The sequence below is a fragment of the Roseateles sp. P5_B10 genome, from assembly GCF_056400485.1.
Genome location: NZ_JBFULE010000038.1, coordinates 1 through 19,821, shown reverse-complemented (window position 1 = coordinate 19,821; position 19,821 = coordinate 1). Strand labels below are relative to the sequence as shown.

12 protein-coding genes are annotated in these 19,821 nt (G+C 68.5%); 8 read left to right on the top strand and 4 right to left on the bottom strand.

The genetic code is table 11. The features are described from left to right. Positions 1 to 918: family 1 glycosylhydrolase (locus AC1DU6_RS04920; protein WP_477856217.1), on the bottom strand; the 918-nt coding region annotated here is incomplete at its 3' end. Between the two features lie 60 nt (positions 919 to 978). Further along, the gene (locus AC1DU6_RS04915; protein WP_477856216.1) at positions 979 to 3,726 is read right to left on the bottom strand and encodes a TonB-dependent receptor; all 2,748 of its coding nucleotides are present in this window, start codon (positions 3,724 to 3,726) and stop codon (positions 979 to 981) included. A 218-nt stretch (positions 3,727 to 3,944) separates the two neighbouring features. Between AC1DU6_RS04915 and AC1DU6_RS04910 the strand changes: the two genes are divergently transcribed. The 6 genes from AC1DU6_RS04910 (at position 3,945) to AC1DU6_RS04885 (ending at position 13,468) form a co-directional block, all read left to right on the top strand. Continuing rightward, a complete protein-coding gene (locus tag AC1DU6_RS04910; protein WP_477856215.1) occupies positions 3,945 to 5,873 on the top strand; it encodes a glycoside hydrolase family 3 protein in 1,929 nt (642 codons plus the stop codon). A gap of 31 nt (positions 5,874 to 5,904) precedes the next feature. Next, positions 5,905 to 6,927 carry a LacI family DNA-binding transcriptional regulator gene (locus AC1DU6_RS04905; RefSeq protein WP_477856214.1) on the top strand — a complete coding sequence of 341 codons (1,023 nt, stop codon included), beginning with the start codon at positions 5,905 to 5,907 and terminating at the stop codon, positions 6,925 to 6,927. Positions 6,928 to 6,963: 36 nt separating this feature from the next. Continuing rightward, positions 6,964 to 8,247, top strand: coding sequence for a tryptophan--tRNA ligase (locus AC1DU6_RS04900; RefSeq protein ID WP_457352253.1), 1,284 nt, complete (start codon positions 6,964 to 6,966; stop codon positions 8,245 to 8,247). A gap of 1 nt (position 8,248) precedes the next feature. Then, entirely contained in the window at positions 8,249 to 8,833 is a 585-nt protein-coding gene (locus AC1DU6_RS04895) for an ECF-type sigma factor (RefSeq protein ID WP_056200637.1), read from the top strand. Further along, positions 8,833 to 11,643: a serine/threonine-protein kinase gene (locus tag AC1DU6_RS04890; RefSeq protein ID WP_477856213.1), complete on the top strand. Its 2,811-nt coding sequence runs from the start codon at positions 8,833 to 8,835 to the stop codon at positions 11,641 to 11,643. Before AC1DU6_RS04895 ends, AC1DU6_RS04890 begins: the two co-directional genes overlap by 1 nt. 124 nt (positions 11,644 to 11,767) lie before the next feature. Continuing rightward, entirely contained in the window at positions 11,768 to 13,468 is a 1,701-nt protein-coding gene (locus tag AC1DU6_RS04885) for an AMP-binding protein (protein WP_477856212.1), read from the top strand. A gap of 48 nt (positions 13,469 to 13,516) precedes the next feature. Here AC1DU6_RS04885 and AC1DU6_RS04880 read toward each other — a convergent pair whose 3' ends face one another. Together AC1DU6_RS04880 and AC1DU6_RS04875 are read right to left on the bottom strand one after the other, a co-directional pair. Beyond that, a complete protein-coding gene (locus AC1DU6_RS04880; RefSeq protein WP_457319838.1) occupies positions 13,517 to 15,127 on the bottom strand; it encodes an outer membrane protein assembly factor BamB family protein in 1,611 nt (536 codons plus the stop codon). A gap of 185 nt (positions 15,128 to 15,312) precedes the next feature. Continuing rightward, positions 15,313 to 16,218, bottom strand: coding sequence for a LysR family transcriptional regulator (locus AC1DU6_RS04875; protein ID WP_457319836.1), 906 nt, complete (start codon positions 16,216 to 16,218; stop codon positions 15,313 to 15,315). A 158-nt stretch (positions 16,219 to 16,376) separates the two neighbouring features. Between AC1DU6_RS04875 and AC1DU6_RS04870 the strand changes: the two genes are divergently transcribed. Next, positions 16,377 to 18,560, top strand: coding sequence for a malate synthase G (locus AC1DU6_RS04870; protein WP_477856211.1), 2,184 nt, complete (start codon positions 16,377 to 16,379; stop codon positions 18,558 to 18,560). A 516-nt stretch (positions 18,561 to 19,076) separates the two neighbouring features. Continuing rightward, on the top strand, positions 19,077 to 19,821 hold a 745-nt coding region (locus tag AC1DU6_RS04865; RefSeq protein WP_477856210.1), incomplete at its 3' end, for a TonB-dependent receptor plug domain-containing protein.

Below are 19,821 nucleotides of genomic sequence, written 5' to 3'. Positions count from 1 at the left end.
GTAGTAGTTCACGCCCAGGAAATCGGTCGCGGTCGCAACCGTGTCGAGGTCGCCGGCCTCCACCTTGGGCGCGGCATTTCCGGATGACGCGAGCAGCGCCAGCGTGTCTTCGGGATAGCCGCGGCCGAACAGCGGGTCGAGGAACCAGCGGTTGCGCAGGCCGTCGTGGCGCTTCAGCGCGGCGAGGTCAGCGGCGCTGTCGGAAGCGGCAGTGATGGGATGCAGGCTTAGCGTGATGCCGACCTGGGCGCCGGCCGAGTTCTTGCGGATCAGCGGGATGGCCTGGCCATGCGACAGCAGCACGTGGTGGCAGGCTTGCATCGCATCGGCCAGGCTCTTGCCGCCGGGCGCATGCACGCCCTCCCAGTAGCCCATCATGCAGGAGCACCAGGGTTCGTTGTGCGTGATCCAGTGCTTGACACGGTCGCCCAGGCGGCGCGTGACGATGTCGGTGTATTCGAGGAAGGCGCCGACCGTGTCGCGCGAGAGCCAGCCGCCTTGCTCCTGCAGCGGCTGCGGCAGGTCCCAGTGGTAGAGCGTGGCCCAGGGGTCCAGGCCGCGCTCCAGCATGCCGTCCACCAGCCGGTCGTAGAAGGCCAGGCCCGCTTCGTTCACGGCGCCCCGCCCTGCAGTTCCGTTTGGAAGAATGCGCGGCCAGGCGATGGAGAAGCGGTAGGCGTTGACGCCCAGAGCCTTCGCCATGTCCAGGTCCTGCGGGAACAGGTGGTAATGGTCGCAGGCCACCAGCGCGTTGGAGCCGTCGCGGATGCGGCCGGGCTCGCTGCAGAAGCGGTCCCAGATGGACTCGCCCTTGCCGTCCTCGCGGCCGGCGCCCTCGATCTGGAAGGATGAGGTGGACACGCCCCAACGGAAGTCGGCGGGGAAGTCTTGGCGTTTCGGGGCGGTGTTGGAGCTCATGCTTCGAATGGGAGGCGCCGGCAGCGCGGCCGGCGCGGGTTCAGGGAACTGGGAAATCGATCAGAACTTGTACGTGCCGCCGATCAGGAACTGGCGGCCATAGGACGTGTATCGCTCAGGCAAGGTAGCGTTGGGATCGACGGAACCGGTGGAGACACCGACGCGGGTGCGATAGGGCTCGTCACGCAGATTGTTGACCTGCAGCGTCAGCGACAGACCCTTGAAGAGGCCCGATTCGAACGCGTAACCGATCTGCGCGTCGATGATGGTTTCACTGGAGATCATGCTCGGCACGTTCTCGCCAAAGGTGCCGCGCACCGTCGTCACGAAGGGCGAGCGATGGCGGCTGCCGATGCGCGCCGAGATACCGTCGCGTTCGTAATAGACGGTGAAGTTGGTCGCCTTGCCCGACAGACCATCCAAAGGTTTGCTGACGTCATTGCCCTCGTGCAGCGAGCTGCGCGTGTCCGAGTAGCTCAGGCTCACGCCGATGCCGTCCAGCGCCGAGCTGATCAGGCCGCCGTCCAGCGAACCACTCAGCTCGGTGCCGGCGATCATCCCGCCGCCGCCGTTGGACTGGGTAGTCAACGTGCCGATGTTGCTGTAAGGCGTGAAGGCCGTCGGGTTGGGAAAGCCGGTGAAGTCGAAGTCGATGGACTGCGAGTAGACGAAGTTCTTGATGTTCTTGTGGAAGACCGCGGCCGCCACATAGCTGCGCTTGCTGAAGTAGTGCTCCACGGACAGGTCCACCGCGTCGGCGCGCCAGGGCTCCAGCTTGGGGTTGCCGCCATTGGCCGACCACAGATGCGGCTCGGTCGTGCTGACGTTGATGCCAGCGAAGCCGGCGCGCATGTCCTCCATGTTCGGCCGCGCCAGCACCTTGGCCAGACCGAAGCGCACGATGGTGTTGGCAGTCACGTCGGCGGCGATGTTGAGGCTGGGCAGCGTGTCGGTGTAGCTGGTGCCGCCGGTGGCAGGTTCGGTCGCGTTGGTCTTGCCGTTCCAGAACAGGCCGTCGCTCCACTGCTTGGCATGCACGACGCGCAGGCCAAAGCTGCCGTGGATGGGCACGCCCCAGTCGAACTCGAAGCCGAGCTTGGCGTGGGCGGCCGTGACCTTCTCGTGCACCTGCCAGATGCGGCCCGGCGCCTGGTCGGCCGAGGTGGGCACCACGTCGTACAAGCTCAGAGCGCTCGGCAGGTCGAAATTGACCATGCGGATATTGCTGCCGGCAAAGCCCAGGTCTGTCGGCGAGCGCAGCAGCGCGGACGGAATCAGCATCGGCGCGCGGCCGTTCTTGAGGTTGTAGTTCACCTCGGTGCGGTTCATGTCCTTGTCGCGCTCGGAGTAGTCCAGCCCACCCTCGATGTTGCTGAGCCAGCTGTCGAAGTTGCGGCCCGCCGTCAGCTTGAGCGCCTTGATCTGGTCGCGCACCTTGGGGAACTGGCTGCGGCCGTCGCGGCCCCAGTTGGCGAGGTCGGTCAGGTAGACGCTCTTGCCGTCGCCGAAGTCGAAGGTCGGCGCGAAGGTGGAGCGACCGTCGCCGGTGACGATGTTGGCCTGCCCCAGGCTGACACGGCTCAGCGAGCCCGCCTGCACTTCCGCGTTCTGCTCGTCGCGCTTGGCCTTGGACCAGCTCAGGTCTCCCACCAGCTTCCAGTCAGCCAGCTTCAGCTCGTTGTTCCAGCCGATGGCGCGGATGTCGTCCTGGCGCTTGTTGAAGGTCGTCAACGCCACCGGCGTGGTGTTGTTGACGATGCCGCTGGTGACGATCTTGTCGCCGTTGACCACCGTCGTCTGCGCATTGCTCCAGGTCGCACCCGACCAGGTCGACATGTCGGACATCACCGTGCGGCGCGCCTCGGTCTGGTCGAACTTGGAGTAGTAGAGGTCCAGCGTGCTGTGGAAATCGGCATTGGGCTTGTACTCGAGCACGCCCATCAGGCCGTCACGCTTCTGGCGCGACGAGGCGGCACCCAGCTCGAAGCCCTGCAGCGCGACGGCGTCCGTGGGCACGCYGGGCAGTGGTGCGCCCCAGTTGTTGGTGTTGGCCCACCACCAGCTCTTGTAGTGCTTTTCCTGGTTGGGCGAGTCCAGATGCGCAAAGCCGACGGCCGCGCCCCAGGTGCGGTCGGCCGACTGCGTCACATACGAGGCGCTCAGGCGGTTGCCGTTGCCCGAGATCTCGGGGTTCAGCGAGCCATTGGAATTGCGCTCCATGCGCGCACCGACGACGCCGCGCGAGGTCGCGAAGTCCAGCGGGCGCAGCGTCTTCATGTTGACTGTGCCCGACAGGCCTTGCGCCGACAGGCTGGCGTCCGGCGTCTTGTAGACGGTGGCGGCGTTGATCAGCTCCGACGGGAACTGGTCGTACTCCACCGAGCGGTTGTCGCCCGTGGAGACGATCTCGCGGCCGTTCAGCAGCGTCACGCCATAGCGCGGCGCCATGCCGCGGATGCTGATGACGGACGAGCGCCCGGCCACGCGCTGAGCCGTCAGGCCGGGCAGGCGCGAGATCGCGTCGGCGATGGACACGTCGGGCAGCTTGCCAATGTCCTCGGCCGAGACGGATTCGACGATGGCATCGGCGTTGCGCTTGGTGCTGATCGAGGATTCCAGGCTGGCGCGAAAGCCGGTGACCGTCACGGTGTCGAGCTTCTGCTCGCCCGCCGGCGCGGTCTGGGCCAGTGCCAGCGCCGATGCGCCCAGCAGGCCGACGCAGACGGCAATGGGCGTGAGGCGATTGCGCCGCTGGGGCGAAGTTGGGGCGATGGTGCGCACTGCCGCACGCTGAGCTTGCTTGAGCATTTCTTTCGTCTCCTGGTTCGTCTTGTTCGCTGCTCGGCCGGCTTTTTGGGTGGCGATGCCTCCGCGCTCCTTGGCGGTGTCGGCATCAAAATTGGAACCGGTTCCAAACACGGCGCAAATCTAATGCGCCACAGTCGGGGCTGTCAATCTCGCCGGCCCGGGGGTTGACGTTTTTTTGCTTCACCCACTACCGTCGCGCTCCCAACGGACACTCCACGATGACTCGCTCAACCGCACTTCTCGCTGCCCTGCTTGCCCTGGCGACCATGGCCGGCGCGGCCGAAACCGATGCCGTCGTGCAGGCCTGGCCGGCCCGCAAGCCCGTGCGGGATGCGGCACTCGAGGCCAAGGTCGAGGCCGCGCTGAAGAACTTGACCCTGCGCCAGAAGATCGGCCAGATGACCCAGCCCGAGATCCGCGCGATCACGCCGGAGCAGGTGCGCGAGTACGCCATCGGCACCATCCTGAACGGCGGTGGGGGCTGGCCGGGCCAGGACCGCGCGGCCACGCCGGCGCAGTGGCGCGAGCTGTCCGAAAAGTTCCAGGCCGCGGCCCTGCAGGCCACGCCGGGCATCCCGCTGATCTGGGGCACCGACGCCGTGCACGGCCACAACAATGTGCGCGGCGCGACGCTCTTCCCACACAACATCGCGCTCGGCGCGACGCGTGACGCCGACCTGGTGCGCGACATCGGCCGCGCCACGGCGCGCGCCATCCGCGCCTCGGGCCTGCACTGGGCCTTCGCGCCTACGCTGGCTGTCGTGCAGGACGTGCGCTGGGGCCGCACCTACGAGAGCTTCGGCGTCGATCCGGCCCTGGTGAAGCGCCTCGGCCAGGCCTCGGTGGAAGGCTTGCAGGACGGCATGAAGGAGGGCCGCGGCGTGCTGGCGACTGCCAAGCACTACCTCGGCGATGGCGGCACGCGCCGCGGCATCGACCAGGGCGTGACGCAGGCTTCGCCGGCCGATCTCGCCAATGTGCACGGCGCGGGCTACCTGGGTGCGCTGGACGCCGGCGTGCTGACCGTCATGACCTCCTTCAGCAGCTGGACCGACAGCGCTGGCTACGTCGAGCACGGCAAGATGCATGGCAACGCCGTGCTGATGACCGGCGTGCTGAAAGACCGCCTGGCCTTCGACGGCCTCATCGTCAGCGACTGGGACGGCGTCGGCCAGGTGCCCGGCTGCACGCCCGAGGACTGCCCTGCCGCCATCAACGCCGGCATCGACGTCGTCATGGTGCCCTTCCACTGGAAGGCCTTCTTCGACAACACCCTGCGGGCTGCCGAGCAGGGCAGGATCCCGATGGCCCGCATCGACGACGCAGTGCGCCGCATCCTGCGCGTGAAGTTCAGCATCGGCATGCAGCCGGCCGTGCCCGCCACGGTCGAGGCGATGCAGGCGCCCGAGCTGGCGCGCCGCGCGGTGCGCGAGTCGCTGGTGCTGCTGAAGAACAAGCCCGGCCTGCTGCCGCTCAAGGGCACGGCCCGCGTGCTCGTTGTCGGTACCGCGGCCGACAGTCTGGCCCACCAGAGCGGCGGCTGGAGCGTGACCTGGCAGGGCCGCGACACGAGCAATGTCGACTATCCGCAAGGCACGTCGCTGCTGGCGGCATTGCGGCAGCGCCTGGGTGCCGCGCAGGTCACCTTCGACGCTGACGGCAGCAAGAGCGATCCGAAGAACTTCGATGCCGTCGTCGCCGTGCTCGCCGAGACGCCCTATGCCGAGGGCGAGGGCGATGTGCGTATCACCGAAAACCTGCGCTTCAGCCGTCGCCATCCCAAGGACGCGGAAGTGCTGCAGCGGGTCGCCGGCCGCGGCAAACCCGTCGTCACGCTGCTGTACTTGGGCCGGCCGCTCTATGTGAATGACCTGGCCAACAAGAGCGATGCCTTCATTGCCGCGTGGCAGCCCGGCACCGAGGGCGCCGGCTTGGTCGACGTGCTGGTGGAACCGACCGCCGGCAAGGCCTGGCCGGGCTTCACCGGCCGCCTGTCCTTCCCCTGGCCGGCAGGCCCCTGCCAATTCAGCAGCCACGAAGCCAGGTCCTGGTGGCCGGTCGGGGGCGGCCTGAGTGGCAAGGAAACCCAGGCAAATACCAAGCCCCTGCCCGAGCCGGCAGACCCCGCCCCGATCTGCCCCCTGTGATTCAATCCGCCCCAACAAAAGCAGAGGGCGAATGGCAACGATCAAGGACGTAGCGCGGCTGGCCGGTGTGGGCGTGGGCACCGCCTCTCGCGTCATTAGCGGAAACGGTTCCGTCGCGCCAGCCACGGCTGAGCGCGTGCGCAAGGTCATTGCCCAGCTGAAGTTCCGGCCCTCGCACACCGCGCGTTCGCTGGGCGCTGGCACGTCCAAGCTGATCGGCGTCTACATCCCCTTCCTGCGCGGCACCTACTACACGCCCATCCTGCGCGCCATCGACCTGGTGTTGCGCGCGCAAGGACTGCACATGGTGGTGGCCTTCGGCGAGGGCATCGAGGACGAACGCGTCGAGACCAACGACGGCATGCGCTTTTTGCTGGACCGCGACTGCGACGGCCTCATCGTGCTGTCCAACGCGCTGCAGGACGAGGACCTCAAGGCCCTGGGCCCGGCGGCGCGCCAGGTCGTCGTGCTGAACCGCCATTTCGACCGCATCAAGGACCAATGCTTCACGGCCGACCACGTGCAGGGCGGCGTGCAGGCGGCGCGCGCCCTGCTGCAGCACAAGCACAAGGACATCGCCGTCGTCTCGGGCCCGACCACCTCGCCTGACAACGTGGCGCGCCTGAATGGCTTCATGGGCGAGCTGGCGCTGCGCGGGCTGGACACGTCCAAGATCCTGACCGTGCCCGGCGACTTTTCCAATCAGGCCGGCTGGGATGCGGCAGAGGTGCTGCTCAAGCAAAAGCGCCTGCCCTCTGCCGCGTTCTGCGCCAATGATGAGATGGCCATCGGCCTGCTGGCGCATTTCCAGGAACGCGGCGTGTCGGTGCCACACGAGGTTTCGGTGCTGGGCTATGACGACTCTCCCAGCGCCGAATTCGCGGCGCCGCGCCTCACATCGGTGCACATCCCGAGCCACGAGGTCACGCTGGCCGGCCTGCACTGGCTGCTGAACCGCTGCTACGGGCAGCAGCTGCCCATCTCGCGGCAGTTCGACATCACCGTCACCTGGCGCGCCTCCGTAGCAGCACCCCCTTCGCGCAAACGAAGCTGAGGCCACAATCCGGTTTGGTTACTTTTCACCAAACCCATGCCTCAACGCGTCCTGACCGGCATCACCACCACCGGCACCCTGCATCTCGGCAATTACGTCGGCGCCATCCGCCCGGCGATCGAAGCCAGCCGCGCGCCCGGCGTGGAGAGCTTCTTCTTCATGGCCGACTTCCACGCGCTGATCAAGTGCGACGAGCCGGACCGCCTGGCCCATTCCAGCCGCGCCATCGCCGCGACCTGGCTGGCTGCCGGCCTGGACGCCGAACGCGTCACCTTCTACCGCCAGAGCGATGTGCCCGAGATCCCCGAGCTCACCTGGCTGCTGACCTGCGTGACGGCCAAGGGCCAGATGAACCGGGCCCATGCCTACAAGGCTGCCGTGGACGCGGCCGTGGCTGCCGGCGAGGAGCCGGATGCCAACGTCAGCATGGGCCTGTTCAGCTACCCGGTGCTGATGGCGGCCGACATCCTGATGTTCAACGCGCACAAAGTGCCTGTGGGCAAGGACCAGGTCCAGCACATCGAGATGGCGCGCGACGTGGCCCAGCGCTTCAATCACCTGTTTGGCCGGGGCAAGGAGCTGTTCACTGCCCCAGAGGCCGTGACTGATGCCGAGATGGAGCTGCTGCCGGGGCTGGACGGCCGCAAGATGAGCAAGAGCTATGACAACGTCATCCCTCTCTTCGAAGGCGGCAGCGCGGCGCTGAAGGAGGCCGTTGCGCGCATCGTCACCGATTCCAAGCTGCCCGGCGAGCCCAAGGACCCGCAGGGCCAGGCCCTGGTCACCATCTACGACGCTTTCGCGACCACCGAGCAGCGCGCCGCCTTCCGCGCGGCCCTGCGCGGCGGCCTGGGCTGGGGCGAGGCCAAGCAGCAGCTCGTGAACCTGATCGAAGGCCAGATCGGCCCGATGCGCGAGCGCTATGCCCACCTGATGGCCCACCCCGAGCAGCTCGAAGCCACGCTGCAGGCCGGCGCCGCCAAGGCCCGCGCCATCGCGGTTCCCTTCCTGAAGCAATTGCGCGAGGCCTGCGGCCTGCGGCCCTACACGTCCACCGCTACGACAGCCGCTACCAAGACAGAGAAGGCCGCACTGCCGGTCTTCAAGCAATACCGCGAGGCGGACGGCAAGTTCTACTTCAAGCTGCTGTCGGCGGGTGGCGAGCTGCTGCTGCAGAGCAGTGGCTTCGAACAGGGCCGCGATGCCGGCCAATGGGTCGCCCGGCTGAAGCGCGAAGGTCTTGTGGCCGATGCGCCGGTGCAGCGCGAAGCCAGCGACGCCGCCATCACGGCCGCCCTCGCCGCCTTCCAGGAAGACTGACGTGGCCGACATCACCGAACTGCTGATCGGCACTTCGCGTGGTGACGCGGCGTCCCTGCAGCAGCTCTACGCCCTGCTCTACCCCGAGATCAAGCGCGTCGCCCGCATCCGCCTGGCGCAGAGCGGCCCGAGCGGCAGGTCGGCCGGCCTGAACACCACCGCCCTGGTGCACGAGGGCTTTCTGCGCATGGCCGACCAGCAGGGCCTGCAGGGCGAGACGCGCGGCCAGTTCTTCGCCTACGTCGGCCGGGTGCTGCGCTCCGTCGTCATCGACCACCTGCGCACCGAAGGCCGCGACAAGCGCGGCGGCGACGCCGTCATGGTCACGCTGTCCGCGGCCGACGACGTGGCCGCCGTGCAGAGCACGGCCGTCGACATGCTGGGCCTGGACCAGGCCCTGGAGCGCATGAAGGCCCTGGACAACGGTCTGTACGAGCTGATCGAGATGGTGGGCTTCGCCGGTCTGTCCATCGCCGAGGTGGCGGCGGTGCGGGGCCTGTCCACGCGCAGCATCAACCGCGAATTGCTGAAGGCGCGCGCCCTGCTGCAGGAGCTGCTCGGCGACCCGCCCAACTCCGTCTACTGATGAACTCGGGCTTGCAGTCCTCGGACTGGCAGCAGCTGTCGGCGCTGTTCGACGAGCTCGCCGAGCTGCCCGCCGCGACACGGGCCGAGCGCCTGGCTGCGTTGCAGCCGCCCGAACTGGCCGCGCGGCTGTCGCGCATGCTGGCGTCCCTGCCCGAGGACGAAGACACGGACGCCACCGTCCTCGTCGACATGCCGGGCTACAACACCCGCCTGGTCGCCGCGCTGAGCGAGCCGACGCTCTCCACCACCACACCTGCCCGCCCCGGCGACCGCCTGGGCTCCTGGTGCCTGGCCGAACCCCTCGGCGAGGGCGGCATGGGCCAGGTCTGGCGGGCCGAGCGGGCCGATGGCCTCTACCAGGGCGAGGCCGCCATCAAGCTGCTGCGCGGCGACCGCGCCGGCCCTGGCCTGACTGCTCGTTTCGCCCGCGAGCGCGCCCTGCTCGGCCGGCTGACCCACCCAGGCATCGCCCGCATGCTGGACGCCGGCGAGCAGGACGGCCGCGCCTACCTCGTGCTGGAGTACGTGGTGGGCCGCACGCTGTCCGAGCACGTGCGCGCACACAACCTTGGCCTGGTGGCGCGCGTGAAGCTGCTGCTGGAGGTGGCGCGCGCCGTCGAACATGCCCATGCCCAGCTCATCTTGCACCGCGACCTCAAGCCCGGCAACGTCATGGTGGACGAGCAGGGCAATGCCAAGCTGCTGGACTTCGGCATCGCCGGCCTGCTCGACGACTCCGGCCGTCAGTCCGACCATCAGCTGACGCAGATCACCGGCCGGCGCCTGACGCCGGCCTACGCGGCGCCCGAGCAGATCACCGGCGAGGCCGTGGGCGTGGCCAGCGACATCTATTCGCTGGGCGTGATGCTCTACGAACTGGCCAGCGGCGACCTGCCTTTCGGCAAGCGCGGCCTGGGCCGCACGGCTCTGGAGCATGCCGTGCTGCACGGCCAGGCCCAGCGCATCACCCGTTCCACGCGCACGACCGGCTCGGCCGACAGCGCCGGCGATGAGGCCGGCCCCGGCCGCCCCCTCGATGCGGACCGGGCGGCGGGCGACCTGGAGGCCGTCGCCGCCAAGGCGTTGCGCAAGAACCCGGCCGAACGCTATACCAGCGTCGGCAACTTCATCGACGACCTCGAGCACTGGCTGGCCCAGCGCCCGGTCAGCGTGCGTGCCGAGGACTGGCAGCATCGCGTGCGCCTCTGGCTGCACCGCAATGCCGCGCTGGCGGTCGGCGCCACGCTGGTGTTCGCGGCCCTCAGCCTGGGCCTGGCCGTCAGCCTCTGGCAGCGGCACGAGGCCCAGGCCGCAGCGCGCGAGTCCGAGCAGGTCACGGGTTATCTGGCGGAGCTGCTCGGCGCGGCCAGCCCCGATCAGAACGGCGGCCGCCAGCCCACCGTGGTGGAACTGCTGGACCGCAAGCGCCAGGAGCTGGCCACGCGCTTCAACGACCAGCCCGAGGTCAAGGACCGTGTCTTCGACACGCTGGTCAAGACCTATTTCGCGCTGCAGCGCTTCGACGTCGCGGCGCCGTTGGCTGAAGCGCGCCTGGCCCACGCCCGCCAGGCCTTCGGTGAAAACGACCCACGCACCGAAGACGCCGCCGTCTCTCTGGCCGGCCTGCACACCGCCGTCGCCGGCGGCCAGCCCGTCATCGACCTGCTGGAGCCCCTGCTGCCCCGCTGGGACAGCCGCTACGGGCCGCTGAGCGAGAAATCCCACAGCCTGCGCCTGCACCTGCTGACGGCCTACGGTCGCCTGGGCCGCTTCGCCGATGCCGAGCGCGAACTGGCGCTGGCCAAGCGCTCCAACGACGCGATCTATGCCAAGAACCCCTTCGAGCATGCGCGCTTCGCGACCTACGAGAACGTGCTCTATGTCTACGAGGGCCGGCTGCGCGAGGCCGAGCGCTCGCTGGAGGCAGCCAGGCCGTTCTGGAACCCGCAGGAGGCCGAGCGCATCCGCCCGGCCCTGGTGCTGGAGCGCAACCTGGCCTTCGTGCGCTGGCGGATGGCGCGCGAGAGCGCGGCCGACGCCACGGCGCGCAGCGATGATTTGATCCGCCGCTGGGACGCCATCGCGCGCCCCGGCAACCACGCCAGCACGCTGATGCGCCAGTTGCTGGCCGTCTACCTGCAGCAACTCGGCGAGTTCGGCGCGGCCCTGGCCCAGCTGGAGAAGGCCCAGGCCGAGACCGAGGCCGCCGGCGCCGACGACGCAGTGACCGGCCTGCTGCGCCGCACCCAGTTGCTGGAGGCCCGCGTGCTGGCCGCCGGCCGCGCCGACGCGGCCAGCCTGCGCGCCGCCGCCCAGGCCCTCGCCGGGCTGGATGCCGCGCCGCTGATCGGTGACGTGCGCCGCGCCGATGGCCTGCTGACGCTCTCGCGCATTGCCATCGCGCCCGGCGCCGGCGAGGCTGGCCAAGCGCTGGCGCGCGATGTCGAGCACCGCCTGAACACGCTGCGTCCGCTGCTCGCCGAGTCCCGCAACCTGGCCAGCCGCATTGATCTCTTCAAGAGCCGCCTGGCCGGCACGCCGGCGGCCTCGCTGGCGGGCACGCGCATCCGCGTGGCCTACTTCGACGGCCTGCCCGAACCCCAGGGCCTGCCCGAGTGGGCTGCCCGCCTGCAGCTGGCCTGCGCGCTGCGCGCGGCCGGCGAGCCCTGGCAGGAAACGCTGACGCGCGCCGAAGCCTCACGCCCGACCAATCTCGCCGAGCTGACGCCTGCGCCGCATCCGCTGACCGAGGTGGCCGCACAACTCGCGGCAGGCACGGCAGCCGCCGATTGCGACTGGCGTTTCTAGAGCCATGCCTCTAGGCACTGTGGGTAGCGCGTCACGCCGCAGGGTGTTTACCCGGGGGAAGGGCCGCTTTGCAGGCGGTTAACTTTGCGGCTCCCGAAAAGAATCCCCCCGAGGAGACACGCCCATGGCCACCATCGCCGCCGACCAGCTCGCCCTGCAACGCCTGTATCACTGGGAGCGCACCGCCGGCAGCACCGTCACGCTGACACAACCCATGGGCGGGCCTGAGGTCAAGGACTTCACCTGGGCCCAGGTCAGCGACCAGGTGCGCCGCATGGCCGCTTTCCTCAAGGCCAAGGGCGCCGCCGAGGGCTGGCCAGCCGACGCCAAGGTGGCGATGCTGTCCAAGAACTGCGCCTGGTGGCTGATGACCGACCTCGCCATCTGGATGGCCGGTTATGTCTCCGTGCCGCTGTACCCGACGCTGGCGGCCGACACCATCACGCAGATCCTCACGCACAGCGAGGCGCGCTTCATCTTCATCGGCAAGCTCGACGGCTGGGAAGGCATGAAGCCGGGCGTGCTGCCGAGCCTGCCCGGCGCCAGCTACGCGCTGTCGCCCGACGACGTGAAGAAGAACTATGAGGGCTGGGACGCCATCTGCGCCCGCACCGAGCCGCTCAAGGGTGAAGTCACGCGCGGCGCCGACGAGCTCTGCACCTTGATCTACACCTCGGGCACGACGGGCAACCCCAAGGGCGTCATGCACAACTTCGGCGCCTTCGCCTGGGCCATCGCCGAAGGCCTGGCGCGCTTCCCGATGAGCGGCCAGGACCGCATGATGTCCTACCTGCCGCTGGCCCACGTGGCCGAGCGCGTGCTCGTCGAGCACAGCTGGCTGAAGGTCGGGCTCAAGGTGTTCTTCGCCGAATCGCTGGACACCTTCACCGCCGACCTGCAGCGCGCGCGGCCCACCATCTTCTTCAGCGTGCCGCGCCTTTGGGTCAAGTTCCAGCAGGGCGTGCAGGCCAAGATGCCACCGCAGAAGATGAACAAGCTGCTGCGCCTGCCCATCATCGGCGGCCTGGTGCGCAAGAAGGTCCTCAAGGCGCTGGGCCTGGACCAGTGCCGCATCGCCGTCGGCGGTGCCGCGCCCATGCCGGTGGCGCTGCTGGAGTGGTATGGCATGCTGGGCCTGCACATCAACGAGGGCTACGGCATGACCGAGAACCTGGCGCTGTCGCACATGACGATGCCGGGCAAGAACCAGCGCGGCACGGTCGGCCCGGCCTATGGCGGCGTGCAGACCCGCATCGATCCCGCCAATGGCGAGCTGCAGATGCGCAGCCCGGCGCTGATGATGGGCTACTTCAAGGAGCCGGGCCTGACCGCCGACGCGCTGACCGCCGATGGCTGGCTGCACACCGGCGACAAGGTGACCCAGGACGGCGACGGCTGCGTGCGCATCACCGGCCGCGTGAAGGACCTGTTCAAGACCAGCAAGGGCAAGTACGTCGCCCCGGCGCCCATCGAGGACAGGCTGGGCATGAACCCCAACATCGAGGCCTGCTGCGTCGCGGGGGCCAACATGGGCCAGCCGCTGGGCATCGCCATGCTGTCACCGCAGGGCCTGCAACGCGCCAGCTCCGAGGCCGAACGCACGGCGCTGATGGCCGAGCTGAGCAAGCACCTGGACGACGTCAACGCCCGTCTGGACCCGCACGAACAGCTCGACACCCTGGTGCTGATCAAGACGCCCTGGACGGTGGACAACGGCTTCATCACGCCGACCTTCAAGGTCAAGCGCAACCGCATCGAGGAGGCCTATGCGGGCAAGTTCGATGCGTGGGTGGGCAAGCGCGCCAAGGTGTCGTTCGGGGACTGAGCGCGCAGGCCCGCCGCTGAGGCAGCTGGCCTGCGCGAGTGCCGCGCCTCAATCCGGCAACGAGAATGCGTACAGCTTGCTGTTCGGCGTGCCGAAGCCGAAGTTGCTGTAGCCCGAGCCCCAGTAGAGCGTGCCGTCGGCGATGGCCGCGCCCGACAGGCAGGAGCCGCCGCTCGGATAGCTCCACAGGATGGCGCCGTTCGCGCCGTTCATCGCGTACATGCGGCCGCTGGCATCCAGCGAGCAAGCGTAGACAACGCCATTGGCCGTCGTCACCGGGCCCGAGGGGCCGCCGCCGATACCGCCCGGCGGCAGCGGGTCGAGCGTCTGCCATAGCGTCGCACCGGTGGCCGCGTCGAGGCCGAACCAGGCGCCTCGCGTCGTCGGCGCGCTGGCGCCTGTCGGCATCCACGGCACCCCGTTGCTGTTGGCGTTGGCCGTGTAGATGCGCGTGCCGTCCGTCGCCGAACCCCACTGCAGGCCGCCCGCCGTGCCCCCTGGGCCGGCCTGGGTGACCCAGGCCACGGCGCCGGTGTCCGGGTTCAGCGCCCAGTACTGGCCGCTCTTCTGCCCGAGGCCCAGCAGCTCCACCGGCTTGCCTTTGCCGGCCTTGGACTTGAACAGCGCCGGCGCCTGGCCAAAGTCGTAGTCCGGGCCTGCCGGCGACGGGCAGTTGTCGCCGTCGCCGAAGAAGGGGATGCAATCCACCGTCCAGGCGTCATAGGGGATGGCACGGGTCGCCCAGCGCACGGCCCCCGTCTTCATGTCGAGGGCGAGGACGCTGTCGAAATAATCGTTCGCCGGCAGGCAGGCGGCCTTGGCCACCGGATCGGCACCTGCGGCCGACACGCAGGCCAGCACGGGCGGCGGCACCGAGTAGTTGTTGCCGGTGGCGATGTAGACCGCGCCGCGCGAGGTATCGACGGCAGGCGAGCTGCCCCAGACGGCGTTGCCGGTGTAGCCGGCCGGCGCGAGCGTCGTCCGCCAGCGGATGGCGCCGGTTTTCAGGTCCAGGGCCAGCATGCTGCCGCGGAAGGACAGCTGGTAGCCCGGCACGAAGGCGGCAAGGGCCTCCTCCTGCGACGCGACGCCGACGAAGACCCGGTCGCCATGGATGGTGGCCGACTGCGTGATGATGGCCGCGAAATGCGGATCGGCCTGGGTGCTCCAGGCCAGCGCCCCGGTGTCCTTGTCGAAGGCCAACACCCGGCCACCAGGGCCGCCGCCCGCCAGGATGGAACCCTGGGTGCCGATGACCACCTTGCCGCCGCCCAGAGCCGGCGTGGCGCGGGCCTTGTCGCGGGGAATGCCCGTTACCGAAGGCAGGTAGACGGCCCAACGCACGCTGCCATTGCTGCGGTTGACCGCATAGAGATAGCCGGCCCAGTCGGGCACATAGACCGTGTCGCCATCCACGGCCGGCGTGGCCGAAACGTCGCCCGCCGTGGTCAACGCCCATTTGACGGCCAGTTGATTGACATTGCCAACGCCCAGCTTGTGCTCGGACGGTTGGCTGCGTGTGTTCTCGCGGTCGCCCCCCGCACTGCTCCATTCACTGCCCTGCGCCGCTGCTGCCACCAGCGGCAGGGCCAGCGCCACTGCCGCAAGGAGGGTGCGCGTCGGCGCGGTCGGCTCTCGAAAACAGGTCGTCTTCTTCATGGAAGTTCTCCGTTCCTTGTTGGCGATGCCCGATGAACGGGCCGTGGAACGGGTGGGCATCGCGCAACCCGCCACAGCAGACGCTTGGCGCCACGCGGCGACAAGGCGAAAGGGCATCAGAGGACGCTGCAGCGGGGCAGGCATCGGGGCATACCCGTCGCCGTCCTCTGGGTTGAGGACGATCGCTAGCTGCGCCAGTAATCGGCCCGCCCGTAATGCGCGCGCAGATGCTCCACCCACAGCCTTGTCCTCAGCGGCAGATGGCGTGACTGCGGGAACACGGCGTAGATGCCGTTGGGCGGCGCCGCAAAGGTGTCCAGCACGCTGACGAGGCGCCCTGCCGCGAGGTCGGCCTCGACCTCCCAGGTGCTGCGCCAGGCCAGGCCCATGCCGTCCACGCACCAGTCGTGCAACACCTGGCCATCGCTGCAATCGAGCCGGCCAACCGGCCGTAGGTGCTGAACGGCGCCGTCGATCTGGAAGGCCCAGCCGCGCACCTGGCTGGCCTCAGAGCTCAACGTCAGGCAGGCATGGCGGCCGAGTTCATCGGGGTGCTTCGGCGTGCCGGCGCGCTTCAGATAGCCGGGGGCGGCCACACACAGCCGCCGGTTGTCGGCCAGCCGCGTGCTGACCAGGCTGGAGTCCGGCAGGTCACCCACACGTACGGCACAGTCGAAGCCCTCGTGGACGATGTCGATGACGCGGTCGCTGAGGTTGAGCGACAGGCTGAGGTCGCCATGCTCGGCGAGAAAGCCCGGCACCAGCGGCGCAACATGCCTGCGGCCGAAACCGGCAGGCGCCGTCACGCGCAGATGGCCACTGGCCTTGAGGCCGCCGGCACTGACGGCAGCTTCCGCATCGGCCAGCGAGGCGATCAGGCGCTGGCAGTCCTCCAGGAAGGCCTGGCCCTCGGACGTCAGCGTCAGCCGCCGCGTCGTACGCAGCATCAGCTTGACGCCCAGGCGCGCCTCCAGCGCGTCCAGCCGCCGGCCCATGACGGCAGGCGCGACGCCCTCGGCCTGGGCCGCCGCCGTCAAGCTGCCCTTGCCCACGACAAGGACGAAGGACTCCATCTGCTTGAGCTTGTCCATGCCCCGGATTGTGCTGGGCGACAGACGCAAAGACAGGGGTTTCATGAAGGATCTTTGCGTTTTTGTCACAGATGAATGGCGTGCTCCGCAGCGAATCCCGACACGCGACGCAGCTAGATTGGCGACATTCGTTGTTGCCTTCTCGCAGGAGTCCCGCCATGCCTCGCACCACCCTCCACCGCCTGCAGGTCGATGCCGACCTGGCCCGCTTCATCGACACCGAGGTGCTGCCCGGCACCGGCGTTTCGGCTGACGCCTTCTGGGCCGGCTTCAGCCGGATCGCCCATGAGCTGGCGCCGATGAACCGCGCGCTGCTGGCCGAGCGCGACCGCCTGCAGGCCGAGCTGGATGCCTGGYACGAGGCCCATCCCGGCCCCATCACCGACATGCCGGCCTACCGCGGCTTCCTGCAGCGCATCGGCTACCTCGTCGAGCCGCCCGCCCAGGTGCAGGCGACCACCGCCAACGTCGATGCCGAGCTGGCCCTGCAAGCCGGCCCCCAGCTCGTCGTGCCCATCCTGAACGCCCGCTATGCGCTGAACGCGGCCAACGCGCGCTGGGGCTCGCTGTACGACGCGCTCTACGGCACCGACGCCATCTCCGAGGCCGACGGGGCCACGCGCGACGGTGGCTACAACCCGGTGCGCGGCGCCAGGGTCATTGCCTTCGCCCGCCAGGTGCTGGACCAGGCCGCACCGTTGGCCGAAGGCTCGCACAGCCAGGCGGTGGCCTACCGCATCGAGGGCGACCAGCTCTCCGTCACGCTGGCCTCGGGCGACGTGACCGGCCTGGCCAACGCGGCCACCTTCGCCGGCTACCAGGGCGCCCCTGATGCGCCCAGCAGCGTGCTGCTGGTGCACCATGGCCTGCACCTGGACGTGCGCGTCGATCGCAGCACGCCCATCGGCAAGACCGACCCGGCCGGCATCGCCGACGTGGTGCTGGAGTCCGCGCTGTCCACCATCCTCGACCTGGAGGACTCGGTCGCCGCCGTCGACGCCGAGGACAAGCTGCTGGCCTATCGCAACTGGCTGGGCATCCAGCTGGGCACGCTGACCGAGGAAGTGGCCAAGGGCGGCAAGAGCTTCACGCGCCGCCTGAACGCCGACCGCGTCTACACGGCGCCCGGTGGCGGCACGCTGACGCTGCATGGCCGCTCCCTGATGTTCGTGCGCAATGTCGGCCACCTGATGACCAACCCGGCCATCCTGCTGGGAGGTGACCAAGAGGGCAACGAGATCCCCGAGGGCATCATGGACGCTGTCGTCACGACGACCATCGCGATGCACGATCTGCGCCGCCGCGGCAACAGCCGCACGGGCAGCGTCTACATCGTCAAGCCCAAGATGCACGGCCCGGCCGAGGTGGCCTTCGCCGCCGAGCTGTTCAGCCGCGTCGAGCAGCTGCTCGGCCTGCCCGACAGCACGGTCAAGCTGGGCATCATGGACGAGGAGCGCCGCACCTCCGTCAACCTGAAGGCCTGCATCGCCGCCGCAGCCAGCCGCGTCGCCTTCATCAACACCGGCTTCCTGGACCGCACCGGCGACGAGATGCACACCGCCATGCGCGCCGGCCCGATGCTGCGCAAGGGCGACATGAAGACGTCCAGCTGGATCCAGGCCTATGAACGCAGCAATGTGTTGACCGGCCTGGCCTGCGGCCTGCGCGGCCGCGCCCAGATCGGCAAGGGCATGTGGGCCATGCCCGATCTGATGGCCGCCATGCTGGAGCAGAAGGTCGGCCACCCCAAGGCTGGCGCCAACACCGCCTGGGTGCCGTCCCCCACCGCCGCGACGCTGCATGCGCTGCACTACCACCAGGTCAGCGTTAGCGCCGTGCAGCAGGAGCTGGAAAAGGTCGACTTGGCCGCCGAACGCGAGGGCATCCTGAACGCGCTGCTGACCATCCCCGTCGCCGCCAAGGCCGACTGGACGCCCGAGCAGCGACAGCAGGAGCTGGACAACAACGTGCAGGGCATCCTCGGCTATGTSGTGCGCTGGRTCGACCAGGGCGTGGGCTGCTCCAAGGTGCCCGACATCAACGGCATCGGCCTGATGGAAGACCGCGCGACGCTGCGCATCTCCAGCCAGCACATCGCCAACTGGCTGCGCCATGGCGTCGTGTCGGCCGAACAGGTGCGCGAGACCTTCGCCCGCATGGCCAAGGTGGTGGACGGCCAGAACGCCGGCGACCCGGCCTACCGGCCTCTGGCCGCCAACTCGCAGGGCGCGGCCATGCAGGCGGCGCAGGATCTGGTCTTCAAGGGCGAGGCCCAGCCCAGCGGCTACACCGAGCCGCTGCTGCATGCCTGGCGCTTGAAGGTGAAGGGGCAATCGGCTTGATCAGCAGGTCTGGCCTACTTCGCGCAGCAGCGCTGTAACTAGACGTTTCCTGATCGGCGGCGGGTTCGATGGGTAGCGGCTTCGTCGCGCCAGCGCGGTCTGCTTGGCGCCTTGATGCCGCTAAACAAGTGAAATGTGGCGATCAAGCCAGAACCCCTGTTTCGTTATGACAGCGAACAGGTTCGGCATGAAAGCCCCCCGCGGGTGGGCGGCCCGGCACTTCCTCCGATGTTGCTTTGCCGCAAAACCTATCGGACGACATCCTGCCCAGCGTCTCATCTTTGCAACATTTCCCGTCTGCAAGCCAACGGCAATCTAGGGGTTACCGGGCAAAACGAGCCGAAAGCGTCACTGCGGGACGGTGCCACCCGCTCAATTGGTAGGAACCCCCAAGGGTCACCAGCAAACTTTCCTCACACTTCTAGGCGTTCTCCCCGGCACTACGGCCGGGCTGTGGACTGTTGCTTCGTGGCCCACCAGGCCGGCAAGCTGTCTTTATCGTCAGGAGTTTCATCGATGTTCAAACGTCACGCCGTCAGCGTCGCAGCGCTGGCTTGTCTTGCCGCTGCCCTTCAGCCGGCCCTCGCGCAGCAACAACTGGAACGGGTCGAAGTCACCGGTTCGAGCATCAAGCGCATTGCAGCCGAGGGCTCGTTGCCCGTGCAGGTCATCAGCTCGGAGCAGATCAAGGTCAGCGGCGCCACCAACGTGGCAGAGCTGCTGCAACGCATACCCGCGATGCAGGGCTTCCAGATCGCCGACATCGCTATCGGCACCAACTCCGGTGGCACCGCCTTCGCGTCACTGCACGACATTGGGCAGGCTTACACGCTGGTGCTGCTCAACGGTCGGCGCCTCGCCCCCACGGGTGACGGTGGCCGTGTCAACCTGAACTCGATTCCCATGAGCGCGATCGAGCGCATCGAAGTGCTGACCGACGGCGCTTCCGCCCTCTACGGCTCCGACGCCATTGCCGGCGTCGTGAACTTCGTCCYCAAGCGCAACAAGCAGGGCGGTGAAGTCACGGTCGGCTACTCGAACCCGCTGGAAGGCGGAGGCAAATCRGCGAATGTCTCTATCACCTACGGCTTCGGCGACATCGAGCGCGACCGCTTCAACATCGTGGCCACTTACCGCCGCGACGATCAGAAGAAGCTGAAGTCGGGCGATCGCGATTTCGCCAAGACGGCCTACCTGCCCGTCTCCTTTGGCGGCAATAGCTACGTCTACGACCGAACCAGCACGTCTGCCGACCCGGCCA